General features: G+C 64.5%; 22 protein-coding genes and 1 pseudogene. 15 read left to right on the top strand and 8 right to left on the bottom strand.

Annotated elements, in window-relative coordinates:
* The first annotated feature begins 208 nt into the window (after positions 1-208).
* The 6 genes and pseudogenes from XI03_RS34335 to XI03_RS34360 all read left to right on the top strand — a co-directional run bounded on the left by XI03_RS34335 (position 209) and on the right by XI03_RS34360 (position 7,608).
* A complete protein-coding gene (locus XI03_RS34335; RefSeq protein WP_271594580.1) occupies positions 209-2,476 on the top strand; it encodes an acyl-CoA dehydrogenase in 2,268 nt (755 codons plus the stop codon).
* On the top strand, positions 2,476-3,759 hold the full coding sequence (locus tag XI03_RS34340) for an acetyl-CoA C-acetyltransferase (RefSeq protein WP_271594581.1): 1,284 nt from the start codon (positions 2,476-2,478) through the stop codon (positions 3,757-3,759). The genes XI03_RS34335 and XI03_RS34340 overlap by 1 nt, the downstream gene beginning before the upstream one ends.
* Before the next feature lie 2 nt (positions 3,760-3,761).
* Positions 3,762-5,858 (top strand): 3-hydroxyacyl-CoA dehydrogenase NAD-binding domain-containing protein, encoded by a 2,097-nt coding sequence (locus XI03_RS34345; protein WP_271594582.1) that lies wholly within the window; start codon positions 3,762-3,764, stop codon positions 5,856-5,858.
* Positions 5,859-6,127: 269 nt separating this feature from the next.
* Positions 6,128-6,541 (top strand): annotated as a pseudogene (locus tag XI03_RS34350) (fatty acid desaturase CarF family protein); the annotation flags it as partial.
* 209 nt (positions 6,542-6,750) lie between these two features.
* Entirely contained in the window at positions 6,751-7,182 is a 432-nt protein-coding gene (locus XI03_RS34355; RefSeq protein WP_028141746.1) for an acyl-CoA thioesterase, read from the top strand.
* 234 nt (positions 7,183-7,416) lie between these two features.
* Positions 7,417-7,608: a hypothetical protein gene (locus XI03_RS34360; protein WP_018645288.1), complete on the top strand. Its 192-nt coding sequence runs from the start codon at positions 7,417-7,419 to the stop codon at positions 7,606-7,608.
* Positions 7,609-7,856: 248 nt separating this feature from the next.
* Here XI03_RS34360 and XI03_RS34365 read toward each other — a convergent pair whose 3' ends face one another.
* Positions 7,857-8,324 (bottom strand): nuclear transport factor 2 family protein, encoded by a 468-nt coding sequence (locus XI03_RS34365; protein ID WP_028141745.1) that lies wholly within the window; start codon positions 8,322-8,324, stop codon positions 7,857-7,859.
* 154 nt (positions 8,325-8,478) lie between these two features.
* Between XI03_RS34365 and XI03_RS34370 the strand changes: the two genes are divergently transcribed.
* Together XI03_RS34370 and XI03_RS34375 are read left to right on the top strand one after the other, a co-directional pair.
* Positions 8,479-9,165 (top strand): HAD family hydrolase, encoded by a 687-nt coding sequence (locus tag XI03_RS34370; protein WP_271594584.1) that lies wholly within the window; start codon positions 8,479-8,481, stop codon positions 9,163-9,165.
* Positions 9,166-9,271: 106 nt separating this feature from the next.
* Complete coding sequence (locus tag XI03_RS34375) at positions 9,272-10,117, top strand: DeoR/GlpR family DNA-binding transcription regulator (RefSeq protein ID WP_028141743.1); 846 nt, start codon at positions 9,272-9,274, stop codon at positions 10,115-10,117.
* A gap of 3 nt (positions 10,118-10,120) precedes the next feature.
* Here XI03_RS34375 and XI03_RS34380 read toward each other — a convergent pair whose 3' ends face one another.
* Both XI03_RS34380 and XI03_RS34385 read right to left on the bottom strand, forming a co-directional pair.
* Entirely contained in the window at positions 10,121-10,537 is a 417-nt protein-coding gene (locus XI03_RS34380) for a type II toxin-antitoxin system VapC family toxin (protein WP_038948341.1), read from the bottom strand.
* Positions 10,537-10,788 carry a type II toxin-antitoxin system Phd/YefM family antitoxin gene (locus XI03_RS34385; RefSeq protein ID WP_028141741.1) on the bottom strand — a complete coding sequence of 84 codons (252 nt, stop codon included), beginning with the start codon at positions 10,786-10,788 and terminating at the stop codon, positions 10,537-10,539. The genes XI03_RS34380 and XI03_RS34385 overlap by 1 nt, the downstream gene beginning before the upstream one ends.
* Positions 10,789-11,049: 261 nt before the next feature.
* Between XI03_RS34385 and glpD the strand changes: the two genes are divergently transcribed.
* From glpD to XI03_RS34420, 7 genes are all read left to right on the top strand, one after another.
* Entirely contained in the window at positions 11,050-12,600 is a 1,551-nt protein-coding gene (gene glpD / locus XI03_RS34390; protein ID WP_271594585.1) for a glycerol-3-phosphate dehydrogenase, read from the top strand.
* Positions 12,597-13,673, top strand: coding sequence for an ABC transporter ATP-binding protein (locus tag XI03_RS34395; RefSeq protein WP_271594586.1), 1,077 nt, complete (start codon positions 12,597-12,599; stop codon positions 13,671-13,673). The genes glpD and XI03_RS34395 overlap by 4 nt, the downstream gene beginning before the upstream one ends.
* 13 nt (positions 13,674-13,686) lie before the next feature.
* Entirely contained in the window at positions 13,687-14,772 is a 1,086-nt protein-coding gene (locus XI03_RS34400) for an ABC transporter ATP-binding protein (protein ID WP_271594587.1), read from the top strand.
* Positions 14,772-15,746: a carbohydrate ABC transporter permease gene (locus XI03_RS34405; RefSeq protein WP_028141737.1), complete on the top strand. Its 975-nt coding sequence runs from the start codon at positions 14,772-14,774 to the stop codon at positions 15,744-15,746. The genes XI03_RS34400 and XI03_RS34405 overlap by 1 nt, the downstream gene beginning before the upstream one ends.
* Positions 15,746-16,552: a carbohydrate ABC transporter permease gene (locus XI03_RS34410; protein WP_018323268.1), complete on the top strand. Its 807-nt coding sequence runs from the start codon at positions 15,746-15,748 to the stop codon at positions 16,550-16,552. The genes XI03_RS34405 and XI03_RS34410 overlap by 1 nt, the downstream gene beginning before the upstream one ends.
* Positions 16,553-16,562: 10 nt before the next feature.
* Positions 16,563-16,892: a DUF2160 domain-containing protein gene (locus XI03_RS34415; protein WP_018323269.1), complete on the top strand. Its 330-nt coding sequence runs from the start codon at positions 16,563-16,565 to the stop codon at positions 16,890-16,892.
* A gap of 130 nt (positions 16,893-17,022) precedes the next feature.
* On the top strand, positions 17,023-18,765 hold the full coding sequence (locus tag XI03_RS34420; protein ID WP_026202903.1) for an ABC transporter substrate-binding protein: 1,743 nt from the start codon (positions 17,023-17,025) through the stop codon (positions 18,763-18,765).
* Positions 18,766-19,000: 235 nt separating this feature from the next.
* Here the strand turns inward: XI03_RS34420 and XI03_RS34425 are convergent, their stop codons facing one another.
* From XI03_RS34425 to XI03_RS34445, 5 genes are all read right to left on the bottom strand, one after another.
* Positions 19,001-20,101, bottom strand: a complete 1,101-nt coding sequence (locus tag XI03_RS34425) for an alkene reductase (RefSeq protein WP_038972168.1) — start codon at positions 20,099-20,101, stop codon at positions 19,001-19,003.
* 179 nt (positions 20,102-20,280) lie between these two features.
* Complete coding sequence (locus tag XI03_RS34430) at positions 20,281-20,784, bottom strand: DUF1993 domain-containing protein (protein ID WP_028141735.1); 504 nt, start codon at positions 20,782-20,784, stop codon at positions 20,281-20,283.
* 109 nt (positions 20,785-20,893) lie between these two features.
* On the bottom strand, positions 20,894-22,195 hold the full coding sequence (locus XI03_RS34435; protein ID WP_271594588.1) for a lytic murein transglycosylase: 1,302 nt from the start codon (positions 22,193-22,195) through the stop codon (positions 20,894-20,896).
* 116 nt (positions 22,196-22,311) lie between these two features.
* A complete protein-coding gene (locus XI03_RS34440) occupies positions 22,312-24,252 on the bottom strand; it encodes a glycosyltransferase (protein WP_271594589.1) in 1,941 nt (646 codons plus the stop codon).
* Entirely contained in the window at positions 24,249-25,631 is a 1,383-nt protein-coding gene (locus XI03_RS34445; protein WP_271594590.1) for an HlyD family secretion protein, read from the bottom strand. The genes XI03_RS34440 and XI03_RS34445 overlap by 4 nt, the downstream gene beginning before the upstream one ends.
* Positions 25,632-25,843 lie beyond the last annotated feature (212 nt).

Below are 25,843 nucleotides of genomic sequence, written 5' to 3' on the forward strand. Positions count from 1 at the left end.
CACCATCGGGAGTATGGATTCCGGGCTCGCGCCAAGAGGCGCGCCCCGGAATGACTGCCCCATTTTCCCCTCCCGGAACTGCCGCCGCACCCTGGCCGTTATGGTCCGGGGGCGCTTGGCCGCGTCAATGTCGCAGGCGAAGTCTTCACCGCCGCCGGCCGCTTTCCGCTAAAATGCCCGACAACCGCGCCGATGCATGAGGTCCGCCATGAGCTTCCGCCGCGACAAAATCACAAAGCCGATCTTTTCCTGGGCGCGCGGCGTGCTGCCGGCGATGTCCGATACCGAACGCGAGGCGCTGGAGGCGGGCGATGTCTGGTGGGATGCCGATCTGTTCACCGGAGACCCGGATTGGTCGAAGCTGCTGAAGGTTCCGCAGGCCGCGCTGACCGACGAGGAGCGGGCCTTCCTCGATGGACCCGTCGACGAGCTCTGCGCCATGCTCGACGAGTGGAAGATCTTCTGGGAATGGCGCGACCTGCCGCCGGATGTCTGGCACTTCGTCAAGCACGAAAAATTCTTCGGCATGATCATCCCGAAGGAGTTCGGCGGCCTCGGCTTCTCGCCTTATGCCCATTCGGAAGTGGTGCGCAAGATCTCGACCCGCTCGATCGCCGCTGCCGTCACAGTCATGGTGCCGAACTCGCTCGGGCCGGGCGAGCTCTTGATGCGCTTTGGTACGAAGGAGCAGCAGCAGCGCTGGCTGCCGCGCCTCGCCGACGGCCGCGACATTCCCTGCTTCGGCCTCACCAGCCCGGAAGCCGGTTCCGACGCGGCTTCGATGGTCGACACCGGCATCATCTGCAAGGGCATCTTCGAGGATCGCGAAGTCGTCGGCCTCAGGCTCAATTGGCACAAGCGCTACATCACGCTCGGCCCCGTCGCGACGCTGCTGGGTCTCGCCTTCAAGGCCTATGATCCCGACCACCTCGTGGGCGACCGGGAGGAGCTCGGCATCACCGTGGCACTGATCCCGACCCATCTGCCCGGCGTCGAGATCGGTCATCGCCATCTGCCGTCGATGCAGGTTTTTCAGAACGGCCCGAACCGGGGCCACGACGTCTTCATTCCGCTCGACTACGTCATCGGCGGCAAGGAGCGGCTGGGGCAAGGCTGGAAGATGCTGATGACCGCGCTCGCTGCCGGCCGCGGCATCTCGCTGCCATCGCTCTCCGCTGCGGGGGCCGCCTATGCCGCGCGCACCACCGGTGCCTATGCCCGTATCCGCGAGCAGTTCGGCATCTCCATCTCCAAGTTCGAAGGCGTCGAGGAGCCGCTCGCGCGCATCGTCGCGACCGCCTACCAGCTCGATGCGGCGCGGCGGCTGACCTGCGCGGCGCTGAATGCCGGGGTTCATCCCGCCGTGATCTCAGGCATCATGAAGCTGCACGCCACCGAGCGGATGCGCACCGCGATCGACGACGCCATGGACATCCATGGCGGCAAGGCCGTGATCGACGGTCCGCAAAACTATCTCGGTAATCTCCACCGCGCCGTGCCGGTCGGGATCACGGTCGAGGGCGCCAACATCCTGACCCGCAATCTCATCGTGTTCGGGCAGGGCGCCATCCGGGCGCATCCCTATCTGCTCGACGAGATGAATGCGCTGGCCGATACCGATCGCGAGCGTGGGCTCACCGCGTTCGACAAAGCGTTCTGGAAGCATGTCGGCCACAGCGTCCGGACCCTGTTCCGTGCCTTCGGCCGCAGCTGGACCTTTGGCGCTTTCGCAATGGCGCCGGACGCCGGCGATGCCACGCCGTTCTACCGCCAGCTCTCGCGCTACTCCGCGGCCTTCGCGCTCTGCGCCGACATGGCGCTGCTCACGCTCGGCGGCGCGCTCAAGCGCAGGGAGATGCTGTCGGCGCGCTTCGGCGATATCCTCTCCGAGCTGTATCTGCTCTCGGCCGCACTGAAGCGCTGGCAGGATGAGGGCCGGCAGAAGGAAGATCTTGCGGCGCTGGAATGGTGCATGGCGACGGGCTTCAAGAGGATCGAGAACCGGCTGGCCGAAATCCTCGCCAATCTGCCCAACCGCTTTGTTGCCGGCTTCCTCAAGTTCGTGGTCCAGCCGTTCGGCGCGCGCGTGCTCGGCCCCTCCGACCGTGTCGTGCACCAATGCGCTGCCATCGTGCTGGAGCCCTCGGCAGCGCGCGAGCGCCTCACGCCGGATCTGGCCCATGTCGACGACGACGGCGGCTTTGCCCGGCTGGAGCGCGCGTTCCTGCTGGTCGCAAGCACCGATGCCATCGCCAAGCGCATGCGCGCCGCGCACATAAGCGACTGGAAGGAGGCTGTTACAAAGGGCGTGATCACGCAGGTCGAAGGCGAGCAGCTGGCCGCGGCCCGCGAAGCCGTCACTAAAGTGATCGAGGTCGACGATTTTGCGCCGGAGGCGCTGTCGCCGATTTACAAGAAAACCGTCAATGTGCATCAGTTCTTCCAGGAACTCGGCGAACAGAGGGCAGCGAGCTGATGGCACGACCGGTTTTCATCGTCGACGGCAGCCGGACACCATTTCTGAAAGCGCGTTCGGGGCCGGGGCCGTTCACGCCGGTCGATCTCGCCGTGCAATGCGGACGGCCGCTCTTGGCGCGCCAGCCGTTTGCGGCTGATAGCTTCGACCAGGTCATCCTCGGCTGCGTCAACGTCATCGCGGACGAGATGAACCCGGCGCGCGTCGCCGCGCTCCGGCTCGGCATGGGCGAGGACATGGTCGCCTTCACCGTGCAGATCAATTGCGGCTCCGGCATGCAATCGATCGACACCGCCTACCGCTACATCCGCGAAGGCCATGCCGACATGATCCTCGCCGGCGGCACCGAGGCGCTCAGCCATGCGCCGCTGGTTTGGCCGAACTCCGGCGTGCGCTGGTTCGCCGGCCTCGCCACCGCCAAGGGCGTGGCCGCCAAGCTCGCCGCCGCTTTCAAGCTGCGGCCGCGCGATCTCAAGCCGATCATCGGCCTCGAGCGTGGGCTGACCGATCCCGTCACCGATCTGAACATGGGCCAGACCGCCGAGGTCGTCGGCCATCTCTTCGGCGTTACGCGCGCCGAGGCCGATGCCTATGCCGCCGAGAGCCATCGCCGGCTGGCGCATGCGCAAGGCACGGGTCATCTGAAGGGCGAGGTCGAGACCGCATTCTCTCGCGACGGCAAGTTCTTCGACCACGACGATGGCGTGCGTCCGGACTCCACGGCCGAGACGCTGGCAAAGCTCCGGCCGGTGTTCGAGCGCCCCTGGGGCCAGGTCACTGCCGGTAATTCCTCGCAGATCACCGACGGCGCGTCCTGGGTGATTTTGGCTTCCGACGCGGCTGTCGCAAAGCACAGGCTGACGCCGAAGGCCGCGATCGTCGATAGCCACTGGGCCGCGCTCGATCCCAGCATCATGGGCCTTGGCCCCGTGATGTCGGCAACGCCGCTGCTTCAGCGCAACGGCCTCACGGTTCAGGACGTCGAGACTTGGGAGCTCAACGAAGCCTTCGCCACGCAGGTGCTCGGCTGCCTCGCCGCCTGGAATGACGACAAGTTCTGCCGGGAGATTCTCGGGCTCGACGGCGCCGCCGGCGAGATCGATCGCGAAAAACTAAATGTCGACGGCGGTGCGATCTCGCTCGGCCATCCCGTCGGCACCTCCGGCAATCGCATCGTGCTGCACCTCGTCAACGCGATGAAGCGGCTCGGCACGCGGCGCGGTGTGGCTACCGAGTGCATCGGTGGCGGGCTCGGCGGCGCCATGCTGATCGAGGCGGTGTGACCATGGACTCGAAGATCATGACCGCGCTCGGTGATCGCGTCCTGGCGCTCGGGCCCAGGCCGGCGACGGACAGTCCGTACAAAAACTTCAAGCTGACGCGCGACGAAGACGGCGTCGCCTGGCTTTTGTTCGACCGCGCTAATGCCAGCGCCAACATACTGTCCTCTGACGTGATGGAGGAGTTCGACGCCGTCCTCGCGGTGATCGAGACCGAACGCCCGGCCGGCCTCGTGATCCGCTCCGCCAAACCGTCGGGCTTCATCGCGGGCGCCGACGTCAACGAATTCCGCGGCGCCAGCGATCCCGACATGGTCGAGACGCGCATCCGTGCCGCGCACGCGGTGGTCGATCATCTGGAAGCCTTGAAGCTACCAACGGTCGCGGTCATCCACGGCTTCTGCCTCGGCGGCGGGCTCGAGGTTGCGCTGGCCTGCCAGTCGCGCATCGCCATCGACGGTGCACGCTTCGGCTTTCCGGAGGTGATGCTGGGCCTGCATCCCGGCCTCGGCGGCACCGCGCGCTTCACCGCGCTGGTCAATCCCGCCCAGTCGATGGCGCTGATGCTGACCGGCCGCACCATTGACGCGCGCCGCGCCAGATCGCTGGGCCTCGTCGACACCGTGACGCAGGAGCGCCATGTCCGCGGCGCGGTGAAGGATGCACTGTTCGGCCGGCTGAAACGAGTCAAGCCTGGCCTGCTCACGCGTGCGGCCAATTTCGGCTTCGTGCGCGGTCTCCTGGCCAGGCGCATGCGCACGGAGGCGGCGAAGGCCGCGTCCCGCGAGCACTATCCCGCGCCTTACGCGCTGATCGACCTCTGGGAGACCCATGGCGGCAGCAGGGCCGCGATGCTGAAGGCGGAGCAGGCATCCTTCGCCAAGCTGATGGTGACGCCGACCGCCCAGAACCTGATCCGAGTCTTCTTCCTGCGCGAGCAGATGAAGAAGGCAGCCGGCAGCGGCAACACCATCAAGCACGTCCATGTCATCGGCGCCGGCGCCATGGGCGGCGACATCGCGGCGTGGGTAGCCGGGCAGGGGCTGCGCGTCTCGCTGGCCGACATGAAAGCCGAGCCGATCGCCGGCGCGGTGAAGCGCGCCGCCGAACTCTACGGCAAGATAATCCGCAAGCCGACCGAGGTGCGCGACGCGCTCGATCGTCTCATCCCTGACATGGACGGGGAGGGTGTTCGTAACGCCGATCTGATCATCGAGGCCGTGCCGGAGAAGCTCGAGCTCAAGCAGAAAGTCTATGCCAGCCTCGAGCCGCGCATGAAGCCGGGCGCGATCCTTGCCACCAACACGTCGAGCATCCCGCTTCAGGATCTGCGCACCACGCTGGCGCGACCAGAGCGGCTGGTCGGCCTGCATTTCTTCAATCCGGTGTCTCGGCTGCAATTGGTCGAGGTCGTCAGTCACGACGGCAGCGACCCGCAGGTGCTGAAGGACGCGCTCGCTTTCGTCGGCGCGATCGACCGGCTGCCGCTGCCCGTGAAGAGCTCGCCGGGCTTCCTCGTCAACCGCGCGCTGACGCCCTACATGCTCGAAGCCATGGTGATGCTGGACGAGAAGATCGACCAGCGGCTGATCGACGCCGCGGCGGAGCAGTTCGGCATGCCGATGGGGCCGATCGAGCTGGCCGATCAGGTCGGGCTCGACATCTGCCTCGACGTCGGTGACATGCTGCGCACCAAGTTCGGCGATTTCCTGCCGCCGACGCCGGCGTGGCTGCGCGACAAGGTCGCCAAGGGCGAGCTCGGCCGCAAGACCGGCAAGGGTTTCTACACCTGGAAGGACGGCAAGGCCGAGAAGGCACCGCTCCTCGAGACCGGCCCACGCGTCACCGACCAGATGATCGACCGCCTGGTGCTGCCGATGTCCAATGTCTGCGTTGCTGCCCTTCGCGAGGGCATCGTCGACGACGCCGATGCGGTCGACGGCGCCATGATCTTCGGTACCGGCTATGCACCGTTCCGCGGCGGTCCTTTGAACTATGCCCGCACGCGCGGCGTGGAGAATGTGGTGTCCACCTTGCGCGGGCTCGCCGAGCGATTCGGCGGACGTTTCGCGCCGGATGCGGGCTGGGACAGTTTGCAATAGGGGGCCGTCGGTAAAATGATGCTATCATGGGTGGTGGAGCCCGTGGGGAGTATCGCCGATGCCGACGATCCCGTTCTTCAAGCACGCGACCCTGCGCGAGATCATCATCACGCGGCTGTGCTGCGGGGCCGATATCGTCGTGATCCTTTGTTTGCGTAGGCTATCTCGTCGGACGTTATCCCGCGGTGGAATTGCGCTGGCCGTGGTTGATCGGGGCGCTCCTGGCCGGGTATTTTCTCGCTGACCTGTCTTCAGGGCTGGTGCATTGGGTGGTCGACACCTGGCTCGACGAGGGGATGCTCGGCCGCGGCATCGCGATCACGCGGGAGCATCACACCCACCCCGGCCACGTTTTGCTCTACGGATTCCTCGACCAGGCGTCTCTCGGTGCGGCGCCGAGCGCGGCAGTGGTCGGAGTCGCGGCCACCCTCACGGCGTTGTTTCCGGTTTCCGCGCTCACCTATGCGCTGATGATCGTCTGGTTCGTGATCGCGACCTGCATGCTGTTTGGCATGAGCTTTCACAATCTCGCGCACCGGCCGGTCCGCCCGCTGCTCCTGCGCATGGCGCAACGGCTGCATCTGGTCTGCTCACCCGAGCATCATTGGTGTCATCACCGTGACCACACCATCCGCTATTGTGTCATCAATGGATGGGCCAATTATCCGTGCGACCGTCTGCGGCTATGGAGCAGGCTGGAACTGTTGGTAACGGCAACGACCGGACGCGCGCCGCGGGCCGACGATGCGGAGTGGCAACGCAAACTGAACGATACCGGAATCTTCGTCGGGTCGCCGCGGCCGATTGGATAGCGCGAGCTTGCCTCGTGTCGATGTTGCGCAAGGCGCCGCGGCTTTGTATCCAGAGCCGAGAGCCGCGGGAGATCAACCATATGACCGACACGCACGTCCACGCCCCTATCAACTCCGACACCGGGCCGAGCGGCGATCTCTGCATCCGCACGCTGGCGATGCCCGCCGACACCAATGCGAATGGCGACATCTTCGGCGGCTGGCTGCTGAGCCAGATGGATGTCGGCGGCGGCGTGTTTGCGTCAAAGGCGGCGAAGTCGCGCACCGTGACGGTTGCGATCGAGGCAATGAACTTTCGCAAGGCGGTCTACGTCGGCGATCTCGTGTCGGTCTACGCCAATCTCGTACGCGTGGGCCGCACCTCGCTCACCGTGCATCTGGAAGCGTGGGCGCTGCGCCGCGGGGAGGAGCATCCCTTCCTCGTCACCGACGGCAACTTCACCTACGTCTCGATCGACGAGCACGGCCGCCCGCAAGCCGTTCGCTCGACCGACACGACGATCGCGACGTAATCGCGCGCGACGCTCTGCCTCATCTGGCGAACCCGTGCCGCGCTGCTTAACGTCGCGCGCGCGAGTCATTCTCGTGGCGGCTTCGCCAAGAACCAGTCAAGAACCAGTCATAAAACGGATGAGGTCTCGGCGTACTCAATTGCGTGTCGATTCGGGGTGGAAACGGCCTCAAAATGCCTGGGAACCTTTGGGCATGAGTGCCGTTATTTGCCCGCACTGAGGAAGCCACGGACCATGCCGGACAGCTACATCATCGAAGTCGATTCGCAGACCGCAGGTATCGTCGTTCGTTCTTCGGGAGGCTATTGCTTCTTTGCCTCGTCCCATCGATTCAACCGTCTCGAAGGCCAGCTCTTCCGCAACGCCCGCGAAGCCGAGCGCGCCGCGCGCAAGCTGGTGAACGGTGATGTGAAGGAAGCGGCGTAAAGCGCCGGCTGGTGATTTCTGACACGCAATGCGTGGTCGGAATTTTTTGCAGCCCTTGATACTGCTGGTTTCTTCCTTCTCCCTTTGCGGGAGAAGGTGGCGCGAAGAGCCGTATGCGTCATTCCGGGCGCGCGAAGCGCGAGCCCGGAATCCATCTGCCACAGAGAATGCCGATGAATGGATTCTCAGATGCGCAATTGCGCACCTTGGCCCGCGCCTTTCGGCGCGAGCCAAAATGACGTCGTTGATCACAACTTCGTTGCTGCCCGCGACAGGAGCTTCCACTCGTCGCCCTGCTTCTGCCAGTTCATCAGGATGTGAAGGTTGGTCGATACTTTCTTCCCGTCGGCTGCCATCTCCTGTTCGCCCAGCCAGTGGAAGCGCACGATCGCTGCAGGACCGACGACCTTGATGGTGGGGTCCTTGTAGTCGATCGACAGGAATTTCGACTTGCCGTCGGTGGCGTTGGCGATGAACGTCGCCTTGTCCTCGACCTTGCCGCTGGAATGGCTGTAGCTGAGGTCGTCCCAGCACAGTGCGCCGAGCGCCTTCGGATCGGCCGCGATCTGGGCGAGGCGGAAGGCCTCGACCTTCTTCGCCACGGCGTCCTCGTCCGCCGAAGCGGCGAGCGCCGGTGTCGTGAGCGCAAGCGCGGAGACGGCAAGAGCTGAGACGGCCAGAGTCGAGAGAGCCAGATCGCGTCGGTTCATCGTCATCGTTTCCTCCTTTTTGATCTTGCGGCGAGTGTTGCAGCCGCGCGCGGCTTTGTCGAGTGTCACGTCGTCGTCATCTCCATGCGTCATTGCGCGGTCGAAGCCATATTGATACGTCTCGCGCATCAATGCGCCGTGGATTTGGGAAAGTACGGAAATGATCGAAGCCAAAACGGATGCGATGGGCAGGGCTTTGCTGTTCGACATCGACGGCACGCTGGCCGACACCGACCCGCTGCACTTGAAGGCGTTCAACCAGGTGCTCGGCCCTCGCGGCCACGTCTTCGATCACGCGCGCTTCTCCAGAGAGCTGCAAGGTTTCGCCAATGTCGCGATCGGTGAGCGATTCCTGCCTGACGAGGCGCCGGAACGGCGCGCCTCGATCCTCGATGAGAAGGAGGAGGTCTTCCGGACGCTCGTGGCCGGGCAGATCGAGCCGCTGCCGGGCCTGATGGCGCTGCTCGACCGGGCTGACGCTGCCGGCATTCCCATGGTCGCCGTGACCAACGCGCCGCGTCTCAATGCCGAGCTGCTGCTCTCCGGCCTCGGCATCTCTCATCGTTTCAAGGCGCTCGTGATCGGCGCCGAGCTGCCGCACGGCAAGCCGCATCCGCTGCCCTATCAGGAAGGGCTGCGTTTCGTCGGCGCGAGCGCAGAGGCCTCGATCGCATTCGAGGACTCCCGTACCGGCGTGCAATCGGCCACGGCGGCCGGCATTCCGACCATCGGCGTCCGGACCAGCCTCAGCCATGCTGACCTGGTTGCAGCCGGCGCAGTCGCGTCCGCCAGCGCCTTCGACGATCCGCAGCTGCTCGCGCGTCTCGCGAGCACCATGACCTGGTAAGAAATGGCGTGGTGACCGGCCGCATAAGTTAACCGTGATCAGCGCGCGCATTGACCGAAGGCGCGAACCGCAGCACCATGCATTCTCCTGATTTGAGGCCTTTGCCGTGACCGGATTGACCCATCGCCAAGCCGAAATCCTCAACATCGCGCGGGCCTCGGGCCGCGTCATGGTCGAGGAGCTCGCGCGCCGCTTCGAAGTCTCGGCGCAGACCATCCGCAAGGATCTCAACGACCTCTGCGAGCGGAGATCGCTGACCCGCATCCATGGCGGCGCCATCATCGCCTCCGGCGTCGAAAACCTTGCCTATGAGGCAAGGCGCTTCGTCGCCGCCGACGAAAAGAAGGCGATCGGAGCCGCGGCCGCCTCGCTGATCCCGAACGGATGCTCGCTCTTCATCAATATCGGCACCACGACGGAGGAGGTCGCGAGCGCGCTGACTTCGCACGAGGATCTCCTCGTCATCACCAACAATCTCAACGTCGCGATGCTGCTCTACCGTCATCCCCGCATCGAGGTGGTGGTCGCCGGCGGCACGGTGCGGCGGGCCGACGGCGCCGTGGTCGGCTCCACTGCGACGCAGCTGATCGGCCAGTTCAAGGTCGACTACGCCATCATCGGCGCGTCCGCGATCGACGAGGAGGGCGCGCTGCTCGACTTCGACTATCGCGAGGTGCAGGTGGCCCAGGCCATCATCGCCAATGCCCGCAGCGTGATGCTGGTTGCCGATTCCACCAAGCTCCGCCGCAGCGCGCCGGTGCGCATCGCCCACATGACCCAGATCCAGACCTTCGTCACCGACCAGGAGCTTCCCGAGCGTCTCGCCACGATCTGCCACAGCAAGGGCATCGAGGTGATGGCGGCGATGCCCAAGGGCGCGGACATCGACGATGTGCCGGCCGATGCCCAGGAAGCCGCACCGGAAGCCGCGCCGGTGGTGCGGCTGAGATAGGGCTTAGACGTCGTCCCACGGATTGAGCAGCGGGACGCCCGTAGGTTCAAAGTCCCCCACATTACGCGTAACGACGGTCAGGCCGTGGACAAGCGCGGTGGCTGCAATAAGGGCGTCGCGTTCGGCCCGCGGATTGGGAACGTGAAGTTGGGCACAACGCTGCGCCACGGCCGTATCGATAGCCAGGATCCGCCCTTCGAAGCGGGCCAGAATGTGATCGTCGATCCAGGCGCGCAGGACAGCACCTTGCACCGCGTCTTTGCGCTCGATCAGGCGCGCGCCAAGTTCAATTTCGAGAATCGAGATGGCGGACATGAAGAAATTCGCCGCGGGCGCTGTATTGGCCCAAGCAAGCACGTTGCGATCAGCCTTATCCGGCCGCCTCAGTTCGGAAATGACGTTGGTGTCCAGCAGAAACATCAGTCGAGATCGGCTGGCCTGGAGATTCCGCCGGTGATGCGAGGCGGATCGAAATCGAAGTCCGCGTTCGCCTGTGCCAAAGCTTCGGCAAGGCTCATGTGCCCACCGCTCAGGCGCAGATAATCTTCGATGCTCAGCAGGACATGGGCTGGACGGCCGCGGTCGGTGATGAAGACGGGCCCCTTTGATGCTGCTTTCTTGGCGCCGCTCGTATCCTGATTGAACTCTCGGCTGGTCAGGGTGGTGACCATCGTTCGCGCCTCCTCGCCTGCGATGGGTTAAATTATATGTAGGTATGTTGCTACATTCAAGTTTTCGATCAGCTGAAGCGGTGCGGTGCACCCCCGTGCCTCAAAACTTGTCCGTTCTCCGCTGATTTCTCCGCCGTATTGGCGCTGAAAAAGTTTCGCTTTCACTTCCTTTCCTCCTCTCTTTCGCCTTGCTTTCGTTTTTCGGTGTGATCTAATCAAAAACGAAAGTAGCCGCTCGACGGAACGAGCGGTCGCCGGGGGATGCGTCTGTTGGAGCGTATTTTCGACCTCGCCATCATTGGAGGCGGTGTTAATGGCTGCGGCATCGCGCGCGACGCGGTGGGCCGCGGCAACACGGTTTTCCTGTGCGAAATGAACGATTTGGCGAGCGGGACGTCGTCCTGGTCGACCAAGCTGGTGCATGGCGGCCTGCGCTATCTCGAATATTACGAGTTTCGCCTCGTTCGCGAGGCGCTGATCGAGCGCGAGATCCTCTGGGGCATCGGGCCCCACATCATCCGCCCCTTGCGTTTCGTATTGCCGCATCACGCCGGTCTGCGCCCCGCCTGGCTGCTGCGGCTCGGCCTCTTCCTTTATGATCACATCGGCGGCCGTCATCTGTTGCCGGCGACCCGCTCGGTCGATCTGCGGCGTGACGAGGTCGGCAAGCCGTTGATCCCGAATCGCTACAGTCGCGCCTTTGAATACTCCGACTGTTTCGTCGATGACGCCCGCCTCGTCGTGCTCAATGCACGCGATGCCGCCGACAAGGGCGCCGAGATCCGCACCCGCACCCGCGCAACGGATATCAAGCAGTCCGACGGCCTCTGGACCGTGAGCATGGTCAACACGCTGACCGGTGAGCGCTCGCAGGTCCAGGCAAAGGCTCTGGTCAACGCCGGCGGCCCCTGGGTCGAGGACGTGCTCGGCCGCGGCGCCGGTGTCAACGCGAAAGCCAAGGTGCGCCTGGTGCAGGGCTCGCACATCGTGGTCAGGAAGCTCTACGACCACGACCGCGCCTACATGTTCCAGAACGCGGACGGCCGCATCATCTTCGTGATTCCGTACCAGGACGATTTTACGCTGATCGGCACCACGGATCGCGACTATGACGGCGATCCCGCCAAGGTGAAGGCGACGGCGGAGGAGATCCAGTATCTCTGCACCGCGGCGAGCGAATATCTGGCAAAGCCCGTGACCCCGGACGACGTGGTCTGGACCTATTCCGGCGTGCGGCCGCTCTATGACGACGGCGCCAGCGAAGCCAAGGCCGCGACGCGCGACTACGTGTTCGAGCTCGACACGCCCGGCGGCGTGCCGCTGCTGTCGATCTATGGCGGCAAGATCACCACCTATCGCCGCCTCGCCGAGGAAGCGCTGGAGCGGCTCGCGCCCTATCTTCGCAGCGCAAAAGCGCGGGAAGGGTGGACCGGCAAATGGCCGCTGCCCGGCGGCGACATGAATGTGTCCGACATCGACGGCCTAATCGCCGAGCTGCAGCGCGGTTATCCCTTCCTCAGCCACGAGCACGCCAGGCGGCTCGCGCGCGCCTATGGCACCAAGGCCATCAAGCTGCTCGGCGACGCCAAATCATCTTCCGATCTCGGCCAGAGCTTTGGCGCGACGCTGACCGAGCGCGAGGTCCGCTACCTCATGGCCAACGAATGGGCCGTGACCGCCGAGGACGTCGTCTGGCGCCGTTCCAAGCTCGGCCTGCGACTATCTGCCGATGAGATTGCTGCGCTTGACGACTGGATCAGGACCCACGCCGTGCCGCAAAGTCCTCTGCTGGAAGCGGGAGGACGCTCATGACCGTGACGCTCGATCACGTGACCCGAACCGTCGAGGGGGTCCAGCATATCCGCGACGTCTCGCTGACGCTCGAGAGCGGCACGCTGAACGTGCTGCTCGGGCCGACGCTGTCGGGCAAGACCTCGATCATGCGGCTGCTCGCCGGCCTCGACAAGCCGACCTCGGGCAAGGTGCTGGTCAACGGCAAGGACGTTACCGGCGCCGACGTGCGCCAGCGTTCGGTCGCGATGGTCTACCAGCAGTTCATCAACTACCCCTCGCTCACGGTCTACGAGAACATCGCCTCGCCCCTGCGCGTGCAGGGCAAGCCACGCGACGAGATCGAGACGCGGGTGGCGGAGGCCGCAAAACTGCTGCGGCTCGAGCCGTTTCTGAAGCGCACGCCGCTCCAGCTCTCCGGCGGCCAGCAGCAGCGCACCGCGATCGCGCGCGCGCTGGTCAAGGGCGCCGATCTCGTTCTGCTCGACGAGCCGCTCGCCAATCTCGACTACAAGCTGCGCGAGGAGCTGCGCGCCGAGCTGCCGCGCATCTTCGAGGCCTCGGGCGCGATCTTCGTCTATGCCACCACCGAGCCGACCGAGGCGTTGCTGCTCGGCGGCAACACAGTGTGCATGTGGGAAGGCCAGGCGCTCCAGATCGGCGAGACCGCCAATGTCTACCGCCGGCCGCAGACGCTGCGCGTCGCTCAGGTGTTCTCCGATCCGCCGCTCAACCTCGTCGGCATCGAGAAGAAGAACGGCTCCGTTCAATATGCCGGCGGCACCGCTTCGCCTGCCTCCGGCCTTTATTCAGGCCTTGCCGACGGCGCCTATCGCGTCGGTTTTCGCGCGCATCAGCTCGCGCTCGCCAACGGCGAGGCTGATCGCCATGCCTTCCATGCCACTGTCACGGTGACCGAGATCACCGGTTCGGAGAGTTTCGTGCATCTGACCCGCGACGGATCGAACTGGGTGGCGGTGCTGCACGGCGTGCACGAGTTCGAGCCCGGCCAGATGCTCGATGCCGTGCTCGATCCGAATGATGTCTTCGTGTTCGATGCTGCCGACCGGCTGGTCGCAGCACCTGGATCGTAGGAGGGGATGCGCCATGGCCCGCATTGACCTCGTCGATCTCGCCCACTCCTACGGCGGCAATGATGCGCCGCAGGACAGCTTTGCGCTGAAGCCGGTGACCATGACCTGGCGGCAGGGCGGCGCGTATGCGCTGCTTGGTCCGTCCGGCTGCGGCAAGACCACGCTGCTCAACGTCATCTCCGGCATCATCACGCCGTCGCGGGGGCAAATCCTGTTCGACGGCAAGGACATCACACCTCTGTCAACTCAGAAGCGCAATATCGCGCAGGTGTTCCAGTTTCCGGTGATCTACGACACCATGACGGTCGGACAGAATTTGGCGTTTCCGCTGAAGAACCGCGGCGTGCCGAAGGCCGAAATCGACAAGCGCGTCGCCGAGATCGGCCGCCTGCTCGATCTCGAACCCTATCTAAACCGCAAGGCGACGCGGCTGACCGCCGACGCCAAGCAGAAGATCTCGCTCGGCCGCGGCCTCGTCCGCTCCGACGTCGCCGCCGTGCTGTTCGACGAGCCGCTGACGGTGATCGATCCCGAATTGAAATGGCAGCTCCGCTCCAAGCTGAAAGCGCTGCACCGTGAGCTCGACCTCACAATGATCTACGTCACCCACGACCAGACTGAGGCGCTGACCTTCGCCGACACCGTCGTCGTCATGCATGACGGCCGCGTGGTGCAGAGCGGTACGCCTGCCGAGCTGTTTGACAAGCCGGCGCACACCTTCGTCGGCTATTTCATCGGCTCGCCGGGCATGAACATCCTGCCGGCCGAGGTGAGGGGGCGCGAGGCGCGCATCGGCGGTCACGTCATCGCGCTGAACCGTGCCTACGACAATCTGCGTGTCGGCGCGAAGATCGAGATCGGCGTCCGTCCCGAATTCGTGGAGGTCGTGGCCCCCGCGCCCGGCCTGCTCACCGCGAAGATCGAGCGCCTCGACGATCTCGGCCGCATCCGTTTTGCGCGCGCTCGCTTGGGTGATGCAAAGCTCGCGGCGCGCGCGCCCGCGGGATTCACCAGCTCAGATGGCATGGCCGGCCTGAAATTCGATCCGTCGCACGTCCACGTCTATGCCGACAGCCTTCTGGTGGAGGGGGCCGCCTGATGGACAAGACCGTCAACCAAAAAGCCTGGTTCCTGGTGCTGCCGGTGTTCCTGGTCGTCGCCTTCTCGGCGGTGCTGCCGCTGATGACGGTGGTGAACTATTCGATGCAGGACACCTTCGGCAACAACCAGTTCTTCTGGAACGGCGTCGGCTGGTTCAAGGAATTGCTCGATCCCTCCACCGATCTCGGCGGCCGCTTCCTCGCTTCCCTCGGCCGCAATCTGTTCTTCTCGCTGGTGATCCTCGCGATCGAGGTGCCGCTCGGCATCGTCGTTGCCTTGTCGATGCCGCGCGAGGGCTGGACGGTGGCGGCCTGCCTCGTGATCCTCGCACTGCCGCTGCTGATTCCGTGGAACGTGGTCGGCACGATCTGGCAGATCTTCGGGCGTCCCGACATCGGGCTGCTCGGCTACGTCCTCAATGCCGCGGGCATCGACTACAATTACGTCTCCAACGACATCGACGCCTGGGTCACCGTCATCGTGATGGACGTCTGGCACTGGACCAGCCTCGTCGCGCTGCTCTGCTATGCCGGCCTGAAATCGATTCCCGAAGCCTATTACCAGGCCGCCCAGATCGACGGTGCCTCGCGCTGGGCCGTGTTCAAGGCGATCCAGCTGCCGAAGATGAACCGGGTGCTGTTGATCGCGGTGCTGCTCCGCTTCATGGACAGCTTCATGATCTACACCGAGCCGTTCGTGGTCACCGGCGGCGGGCCCGGCAACTCCACCACCTTCGTGTCGATCGAGCTCGTCAAGATCGCGCTCGGCCAGTTCGACCTCGGCAAGGCCGCGGCGCTGTCGCTGGTCTACAATCTGATCATCCTGATCGTCTGCTGGATCTTCTATACCGTCATGACCAATGCCGGCGCCGAGCGGAAGGTTCAGGCCGAAAGTGAGCCGGCGGCGGAGCCGAAGCCTGCGGCCGCGCTCAAGCCCGTGACCGCGCTCAAGCCAAAGGAAGGAGTGGCCTGATGCATTCGATTCCCGGCCGCCGCCTCATCATGGGGCTGTTCCTCATCTTCCTGCTGCTGCCGATCTACTGGCTCGTCAACATGAGCTTCAAGACCAACAGCGAGATCGTCTCGACGATGACGCTGTGGCCGCATACCCCGACGCTGCAGCACTACAAACGCATCTTCACCGACGAGAGCTGGTACTCCGGCTACATCAACTCGCTGGAATATGTCGTCCTCAACACCATCATCTCGATCTCGGTGGCGCTGCCGGCGGCCTACGCGTTCTCGCGCTACCGCTTCCTCGGCGACAAGCATCTGTTCTTCTGGCTCTTGTCGAACCGCATGGCGCCGGCCGCGGTCTACGCGCTGCCGTTCTTCAACCTTTATTCGGCGATCGGCTTGTTCGATACGCCGTGGGCGGTCGCGCTCGCGCATTGCATCTTCAACGTGCCGCTGGCGGTGTGGATCCTCGAGGGCTTCGTCTCCGGCGTGCCGCGCGAGATTGACGAGACCGCCTTCCTCGACGGCTATTCCTTCCCGCGCTTCTTCATCAAGATCCTGGTGCCGTTGATCGCGAGCGGCATCGGTGTCGCCGCCTTCTTCTGCTTCATGTTCTCCTGGGTCGAGCTTCTGCTTGCGCGCACGCTAACCTCAGTGTCGGCCAAGCCGATCGCGGCGATCATGACCCGCACGGTATCGGCATCGGGCATGGATTGGGGCCTCTTGGCAGCGGCCGGCGTGCTCACCATCATCCCGGGCGCGCTCGTGATCTGGTTCGTCCGCAACTACATCGCGAGCGGTTTTGCGCTCGGTCGCGTGTAAGGAGGCATCAATGGAATCCATCGCATGGATGGCCTGGACGCTGCCGACGGCGATCTTCTTCGCCGCGCTCGCCTGCACGCTCGCCGTGATGACGTGGCTTGCGGCAGTCTATCCCGAAGCCGAGCGCGTCGGCGTGCTCCGAATTCCAACCACGCGCGGCGACCGCCTGTTCATCTCGCTGATATCGGCGGCGGTCATCCACCTTCTCTGGATCGGCTTCTTCGGCACCGATGCGATCGCAACGCTGCCGATCGGCGAGGAGGGCGTTGAAATCTCGCGCCTGTGGCTCGCAAGTGGAATTTCGCTGGTCACGGCCGTGCTCATTTTTCGCACGGTCTGAAGCTCGCGAAGGGACGGCCAGATCCGGGGGCAATCCGGGTCTGTATAAAAGTTTGTCGCTGCAACGGAGGAACAACATGCGACAGTTTAGGAGAAGGAAAGGTCCATTGGCCAAGAATAGCTTTCTGACCATGTCCAGCGCCGCCGCCATCATTGCGGTGTCGTTCGCCGTCTCGGCGCCGGTCCGCGCCGCCGACGACGCCGTGATCCAGAAGTGGATCGCGGAATTCACTCCCTCGACGCTGTCGAAGGAAGACCAGAAGAAGGAGCTGGAGTGGTTCGCCAAGGCCGCCGAGCCCTTCAAGGGCATGGAGATCAACGTCGTCTCCGAGACCATCACGACCCACGAATACGAGTCGCAGACGCTGGCCAAGGCGTTCTCCGAGCTCACCGGCATCAAGCTCAAGCACGACCTCATCCAGGAAGGTGACGTCGTCGAGAAGCTGCAGACCCAGATGCAGTCCGGCAAGAACGTCTATGACGGCTGGATCAACGATTCCGACCTGATCGGCACGCATTTCCGCTACGGCCAGACCGTCGTGCTCTCGGACTACATGACCGGCGAGGGCAAGGACGTCACCGATCCCATGCTCGACGTCAACGACTTCATCGGCAAGTCGTTCACCACGGGGCCGGACGGCAAGCTCTATCAGCTGCCCGACCAGCAGTTCGCCAACCTCTATTGGTTCCGCTACGACTGGTTCACCAACGCCGACTACAAGGCCAAGTTCAAGGCCAAGTATGGCTACGAGCTCGGCGTGCCCGTGAACTGGTCCGCCTATGAGGACATCGCCGAGTTCTTCACCAACGACATCAAGGAGATCAACGGCGTCAAGGTCTACGGCCATATGGACTATGGCAAGAAGGACCCCTCGCTCGGATGGCGCTTCACCGACGCCTGGCTGTCGATGGCCGGCAACGGTGACAAGGGCATTCCGAACGGCCTGCCTGTCGACGAATGGGGCATCCGCATGGAAGGCTGCCGTCCGGTCGGCTCCTCGGTGGAGCGTGGTGGCGACACCAACGGTCCCGCCGCGGTCTACTCGATCACCAAGTACCTCGAGTGGCTGAAGAAGTACGCGCCGCCGCAGGCGCAGGGCATGACGTTCTCCGAAGCAGGCCCGGTGCCGGCGCAGGGCAACATCGCCCAGCAGATGTTCTGGTACACCGCTTTCACCGCCGACATGGTGAAGCCGGGCATCGCCGTGATGAACGCGGACGGTACGCCGAAATGGCGTATGGCTCCCTCGCCGCACGGTTCGTACTGGAAGGAAGGCATGAAGCTCGGCTACCAGGACGCCGGCTCCGTGACGCTGCTGAAGTCGACCCCGGCGGATCGCCGCAAGGCGGCCTGGCTCTATCTCCAGTTCATCATCTCGAAGTCGGTGAGCTTGAAGAAGAGCCATGTCGGTCTCACCTTCATCCGTGAATCCGACATCTGGGACAAGTCGTTCACCGAGCGTGCGCCGAAGCTCGGCGGCCTGATCGAGTTCTACCGCTCGCCCGCGCGCGTGCAGTGGACCCCGACCGGCAACAACGTGCCCGACTACCCGAAGCTCGCGCAGCTGTGGTGGCAGAACATCGGCGATGCGTCGTCCGGTGCGAAGACCCCGCAGCAGGCGATGGACGCGCTGGCCGCCGCTCAGGACTCCGTCATGGAGCGCCTGGAGAAGTCCGGCGTGCAGGGCGCCTGCGGTCCGAAGCTGCACAAGAAGGAGACGGCCGAATACTGGTTCGCCAAGGCCCAGAAGGACGGCACGATTGCTCCGCAGCGCAAGCTCGCCAACGAGAAGCCGAAGGGCGAGACCGTCGACTACGACACCCTGATCAAGTCGTGGCCGGCCACCCCGCCCAAGCGCGCGGAAGCGAAGTGACGTCGTGAGACGTCATGGCCGGGCTGGACCCGGCCATCCATCAAGATCGAAAGGCCGGGAGCGATCCCGGCCTTTTTGTTGTGAGCCACTCTGTTCACCACACCGTCATTGCGAGCGCAGCGAAGCAATCCAGAATCTTCCGGCGGAGGCAGTCTGGATTGCTTCGTCGCCAGCGCAAAATTGCTTCGCAATTTTGTCGCCGGCTCCTCGCAATGACGGCGGAGAGCGCGAAGCCTTACTCCGCCGGCTCGGCCGCCAGCGTCGGGTAATCCGTGTAACCCTTCGCGCCGCCGCCGTAGAACGTGTTCTTGTCCCAGTCGTTCAGTGCTGCGCCCTGCTTCAGCCGCTCGACGAGGTCGGGGTTGGAGATGAAGGGCTTGCCGAAGGCGATGAGGTCGGCCGCATTGGTGTCCAGCACCTTGGTGGCGAGACCGAAATCGTAGCCGTTATTGGCGACATAGGCGCCGGCAAAGCGCTTGCGCAAGGATGCATAATCAAACGGCGCGATGTCGCGCGGGCCGCCGGTGGCGCCTTCGACGACATGGAGATAGACCAGCTTCAGCGCGCTGAGGCCGTCGACGATATGGTCGTACAGGGCTTGCGGGTTGGAATCCGAGATATCGTTGGCCGGCGTCACCGGCGAGATGCGGATGCCGGTACGGTCGGCACCGGCCTCGGCCACCACGGCCTTGGACACCTCCAGCATCAGCCGCGCGCGGTTCTCGATCGAGCCACCATAGGCGTCGGTGCGCTTGTTGGCGCCGTCCTTGGCAAACTGCTCAAGTAAATAACCGTTGGCGCCGTGAATCTCGACGCCGTCGAAGCCGGCCTCCAGCGCGTTCTTCGTGGCGCGCTTGAAATCGTCGATAATGCCGGGGATTTCGGAGAGCTCGAGCGCGCGCGGTTCGGAGACGTCGGCGAAGCCGCCGTTCACGAAGGTCTTGCCCTTGGCGCGGATCGCGCTCGGTGCCACAGGGGCTGCGCCACCCGCCTGCAGATCGACATGCGAGATGCGGCCGACATGCCAGAGCTGGATGAAGATCTTGCCGCCGCGCGCGTGCACCTTGTCGGTGACCTTGCGCCAGCCGGCGACCTGGTCCTTGCTGTAGATGCCGGGCGTGTCCTGGTAGCCCTGGCCCTGCTGCGAGATCTGGCTCGCTTCGGTGATCAGGAGCCCTGCGGAGGCGCGCTGGCCATAATAATCGGCGGCGAGCGCACCGGGCACGAACGTGCCGGGCACGGCACGGTTGCGCGTCAGCGGCGCCATCACCAGGCGGTTGGCCAGCGTGATCGGGCCGAGCTTATAGGTCTCAAACAATTTGGTCGAACGGCTCATGGGGAATGCTTCCAGGGGTGTGAGGTCCCGAACACTTGTGCATCGCGACATCGGGCGCAAGGGAGAAGCCATACGGAAAGTGCAGGCGAGCTACGCGACGGGGCCCGCGTAGCATAATTCATGTGCGATTTTGGCCGTGACAGTGGATTACGACCGCCACGGCCGTGCAATTTCGCAAATCAGTTCGCGCCCATGAAATCCCGCTTGCCGATCTCGACGCCGTTGTGGCGCAAAATGCCGTGGGCGGTCGTGGCGTGGAAATAGAAGTTCGGCAGCGAGAACGCGCTGAGGAATTGCTGGCCCTTCATGGTGATGGATTTGTCGGGGCCGGCGGGGAAGGTGACGTCCTTGGTCTCGGCACCTTCGAACTGCTCGGGCTTGAACGACTTCACATAGTCGATGGTCTTGGCCAGCCGCTGCTTCAATTCCGCAAAGCTGGTCTCGGTGTCGGGTGTCGAGGGCACCTCGCTATGGGTCAGCCGGGCGCAGCCCTTGGCGGCGAAATCGCTGACGAGCTGGACCTGCTTCGACAGCGGCAGCATGTCCGGGAAGAGCCGCGAGCCGAGCAGGACGCTGGGATCGATCTTCCTGGCCGCGCAATGCGCCTCGGCTTTGGTGAGCAGGCCGGTGAGGCTGTTCAGCATTTGCAAATAGGCGGGGACGGCCGCGTCGTAGAGGGACATGTGATGCTCGCTTGTGAATGGGAAATCTCAGGAGAAAACCTGAGCTACTCACATGGGAGGCTCACGGAAAAATACAATCGCGGGAAGCCGCTTGTGCAGTGCGAAAATTCTACCTCACCATCCCCGCCGGCTGCGCCTGCGCCGTGGCGCCGCGCATGCGCGCCAGCAGGTCGGCGGTCGGCCAGGAATCGGCCGGCAGGCCGTGCTTGATCTGCATCGCCTTGACGGCCGCGCGGCTCTGCTGGCCCAGCACGCCGTCGACCTTGCCGACATTGAAGCCGGCACGCACGAGCAGTTGCTGCAATTCCTTGAGCTCGTTGAACGGCAGCTGCGCCACCGGCGCCATCGGCTTGCGCATCGGCGCGGCACCTGCAATGCGCGAGGCGAGATAGCCTGCGGTGGTCGAATAGATCAGCGAGTTATTCCACTCGGTGTAGGCCGCGAAATTCGGGTACGCCATGAAGGCCGGACCATTGCGTCCCATCGGCAGCAGTACGGAGGCTGCGAGATTGTCATTCGGCAGCGGCCGGCCGTCGGGATAGGTGACGCCAAGCTGCGCCCATTTCGAGCGCGGCTCTCGCACCGTGAGGTCGGTCTGCTCCCACGGCAGGTTTTGCGGCACCTTGATCTCTTCCAGCCACGGCTCGCCGCGCCGCCACTTCAGGCCGTTGGCAATGTAGTTCGCGGTCGAGCCGATCACGTCGGCTGGCGACCGCAACAGATCGCGCCGTCCGTCGCCGTCATAATCGACGGCGTAGTTGACGTAATGCACAGGCAGGAACTGGGTCTGCCCGAGCTCGCCGGCCCACGAGCCGATCATCTCGTCGGGATGCAGATCGCCGCGGTCGATGATCTTCAGCGCGGCGATGGTCTCGCCCACGAACATTTCCGAGCGCCGGCAGTCATAGGCCAGCGACACCAGCGATTTCAGCGTCGGCAGATTTCCCATGTTGGCGCCGAAGTCGCTCTCCAGCCCCCAGAACGCGGCGATCACCGCCGGCGGCACGCCATATTCCTTTTCGGCTCGTGCGAACGCGGCGGCGTATTGCTTGATGTGCTGCTGCCCGTTCTGCATCCGATAGGGCGCCGCCATGCGTCCGGCGAATTCGGTGAAGAGCTGGCCGAACACGCGCTGGCCGCGGTCGCGGTTGACGATGCCCTGGTCGTAGACGAGGTAGGGCGAAGCCTCCGCGATTGTCCGCTGCGATACGCCGGCAGCCACAGCCTGTTGCTTCACGTCGGCGAGAAAGCGATCGAAGTTCGCACCGTTATGGCACGACGCCGCACGCGGCGAGGCTGCGGTGGTCCTGGGCGCCACGGGTTTGGCGGGCGGCGGCGCGAACTGGGCGGAGGCGGTGGCGGAGCATGCGAGGAGCGCGACGGCCGCGATCAGAAATCGGGTCTGGACCATTGGGGTTCCGGCGGGGAAGGGGCAGGCGTGGATTCGCCCGAAGTTTAGGTGAAGTGATGGCCTCAGGCCATCCTTTCCGTCCCATGCCAGCATACGGAATGCGAGTGGATGCCGGCCTAGCCGAACAGCCGCATCAGCAGCGCTTTCCCGACCGGGAGCGCCCTGACGCCCTGATAGGCGCGAACATACTCGCCAGCATAGAACGCCCTGATCGCATGCACGCGTGTATCCATGCCTTCCTCGAAACGCACCGCGAATCCATCCGCGGTCCGCCGCACCACGACGGCGGCGATCGGGCGGCCATAGATCCGGCATTCGATCGCGCTGCCGGGGTGCGGCGGATCGGGATCGATCAGGCGGGCGCCGGTGATCGAGATGTCGGCGAGCCGCGCGAGATGCGACTTGCCTTGCTGGCGCAGCAGCACGGTCTCATTGCGATCAAAACGCTCCGCCTTGCGCTTTCGCGGTTGCTCGATGCAGACGAAGCAGACCACGGTGAGGATGAACGCGTTGTAGAGGCTCCAGGTCAGGGCCAGCCCGCCGTAGGCGATGTTCTCGCCGCGCAGATGCAGGATGAAGGCATAGGCGATGGCTGCGAGCGTGACGAGAAGCGCGGTGCCATAGAGCCGCAGCAGCGGCCATTCGACAAATCTCCTGTCCCGGTCCCCGCCTTTCGCCGTGACCTTGAACTTGTGTCCTTTCGGCTTCAGCAGACCGGTTGCCACCGCCTTCAGCACTGCGGGCGCGGCGATGAGTTGCGACACGTCCGTCATCATGGCCAGCGAGCGGCCGTGCGACAGCCAGGCCATGCTGAGGCTGTGCCAGACATAGAACGGCAGAAAGAACCGGAGCAGCTCGGTCAGGTCGGCCCGGACCGCCTTGATGCCGAAGAGCAGGAACAGCCAGGGCACCACGAGGCCCGCTACCTTCGACGTGTAGACCGCGGACCAGCTCATGAAAGCATCGACCAGCGAGAGCCGGTCGATGAAGGAGAGCTTCGACTCCCTCGACAGCGGTCCGCTGCGGCCGCGCACGATTTGCATCAAGCCGAGGCACCAGCGGGCGCGCTGGGTGATGTATTCCTTCAACCCTTCCGGCGCGAGCCCGATCGTCAGCCGCTCGTTGAGATAGATCGTGTTGAGGCCGCGTTCCTTCAGGCGAAGGGTGACGAGATAGTCTTCCGTGACGGAATCGGTCGGAAATCCGCCGATCCGCACCAGTCCGTCGTAGCGAATGAGTGAGGAGGTGCCGCAGCAGAATGCGACGCCCCAGGCGTCCTTCGCCGGCAGCAGGATGTCGAAGAAGAAGCGTTGCTCGTCCGGCCAAACGTCGGTTGCAGCAAGGTTGCTCTGGATCGGGTCGGGATTGATGAAGTGCTGCGGCGTCTGCACCACCCCGACCGAAGCATCGTCCATGAGCGAGATGGTCCGCGCCAGGAAGTCGGGCCGCGGCACGAAGTCCGCATCGAGGATGGCCACGAATTGCGGCGGCTTCGGCATCGCACCGACATGTCGGAGCGCGTGATTGATATTGCCGGCCTTGGCGTGATGGTTGTCGGGCCGCGTGAGATAATGGCAGCCGAGTTCACCCGCGAGTCGCCGCAGCCAGGGCCGTCGGCCGTCGTCGAGCACCCAGACGCGGTAGTTGCCATACGTCATGCCGGTCGCGCCGATGATCGTGCGCTCGAGGATCGATCGTTCCTCGTTGTAGGTGCAGATGAAGACGTCGATCAGCGGCGCGCCGGGATTGAAGGCGCGGCTATCGATCCTGGCTGATCTGGAACGATCGATTGTTCGGCTCAGGAACAGCAGAGACAAGGTGACCGCGACGAGCGAGGCCGCTTCCAGCAGCATGAAGGGATAGCCGATCACGGCATCCGCGGTCAGATGCGGCGGCGGGAGAGTTGCTGTGACGCGCCAATGGAGATAGCGGAGCAGGAAAACGACTGACACGATGGCCAGGAACGAGCGTGCCATCGTGCTGTCGCGCCTGAGCAGCGGTACGATCGCCATGAAGGCGCCGAGCGCAATCAGGCCGGGCGTCAGCGCCGTCGTCACGGCGCGGTCTCTTGCCTTGCAAACACCACGCGGCCGGTGCGTCCCACCGTGCAGGCGTGGGCAGCGCCATCACCGAGCGCAACGGTCACGCGATAGGGCTCCTTGCTCAGCGCGTCGGGATTGATGGCGAGATTGGCGGGCGCGCCGGCGGCGCCGGTCAGGTTGACCACGGTGCCGGAAATCGCTGCGCCGCCGTCGTTCGGCTCGAAGGTCGCGTGGTCGCCGAGCTGCAAACGGTTGTAGACGCTCTCGGTGACGTTCGCGGTGATGACGGCGCCGCTGCAATCGAGCACCTTGAGCAGCGGTTGGCCGGCTTGCACGTCCTCGCCCGGCGAGGTCATCATCTCCCAGACGCGCCCTGTGACGGGTGTCGTGATGTTGGCTTCGGACAGATCGGCGAAGCGAATCTCTTCGGTGATGATCTCGCTGGCGAGCCAGGCGATCTCGGTGTCGGTGCGTGCGAGGTCAGCGTCGAGGTCGCCGGCACGCTGGCGCATTTCTTCCTCGCGCTGCACCGAGCTCGGCCGGTCGTTGTAGCTGTCGCCGAGGAAGGAGCCGTTCCGTGCCGCGGCAAGCTCGACCTTGGCCGCGTCCAGCCGCTTTCGCGCACCGAGCTCGGTCTGCTGCGATACGGAAAGCTCGCGCGTCAGCCGTGCCAGCTCGACGGTCGAGACGTTGCCGGATTTCGCCAGCGAGGATGCGCGCTCGACTGCGGCACTGGCTTCGTCCCGCCGCGCTGCCGCGGCCTCGATCGAGGTCTGGATCTCGGCGATCCGGGCCTCGAGCTGGAGCACGCGCCCGTCGCGGAATTGCGTCGCCTGCCGCGCCAGGTCCTTTTGCGCTGCCTGGGCCGAGGCAAGCTTGGCGGCAAGGCTCGGCCGCTCGTTCTCCAGGCGCGATTTCTGCCGCCGGAGATCGTCGAGCCGGGTGCGATCGCCGCGCGGGTTGACCACGCGCAGGACCACGGTCCCGGCGTCGAGCCTTGCCTGATCGGTCAAGCGCTGTGCGGCTGCCACACGGCCTCCGATCGGGGTGCGCAGGGTGACGAGGCGGGAATTCAACACGGCCTCGACGCTTGAATACTCCCAGACCGCGCGCAGCGGCAGCCAGCCGAAAATGGCGATGAGGGCAAGTCCGATCGCGATCTTCGCGCCGCGCCTCAGACGTGGCCAGCGCCGCTGCGATTCCGGCTGTGTCTGCGCATCGGGCGCGGGGCCGGGCTCGTCATTGGCGAACATCTGCTCGTACAACGCCTCCTGCAAACCCTTCGCGTCAGTCCTCGCGTCAGTCCTCGCGTCGATCTTGGCGTCAGTCTCGGCGTCGTGAGGGGAGGGAGCAGATGCGGGATCGACGGAAGCGGCGCTCGAGCGGTCCATCATGACGGTCACCTTGCTGACGGGGTGCCAACGGAACCGGTCAATGCGCCGCGACCGCGCGGCGTGCCCGGTTACCACGAATTAAGCCGCGATTGCGCTTTCCGGGTTGCTAAACGTATGCGGGTGTTTTTGCGCAAATCCCGCTCAAGCTTTAGCGGCACGGGAAAGGCTGACGCTGCAATGGATGTGCGGCCGGGCGACGCACGAACCTTGCG

Source organism: Bradyrhizobium sp. CCBAU 65884 (genome assembly GCF_028128835.1).
In the GTDB taxonomy this organism is placed as follows: domain Bacteria; phylum Pseudomonadota; class Alphaproteobacteria; order Rhizobiales; family Xanthobacteraceae; genus Bradyrhizobium; species Bradyrhizobium ottawaense.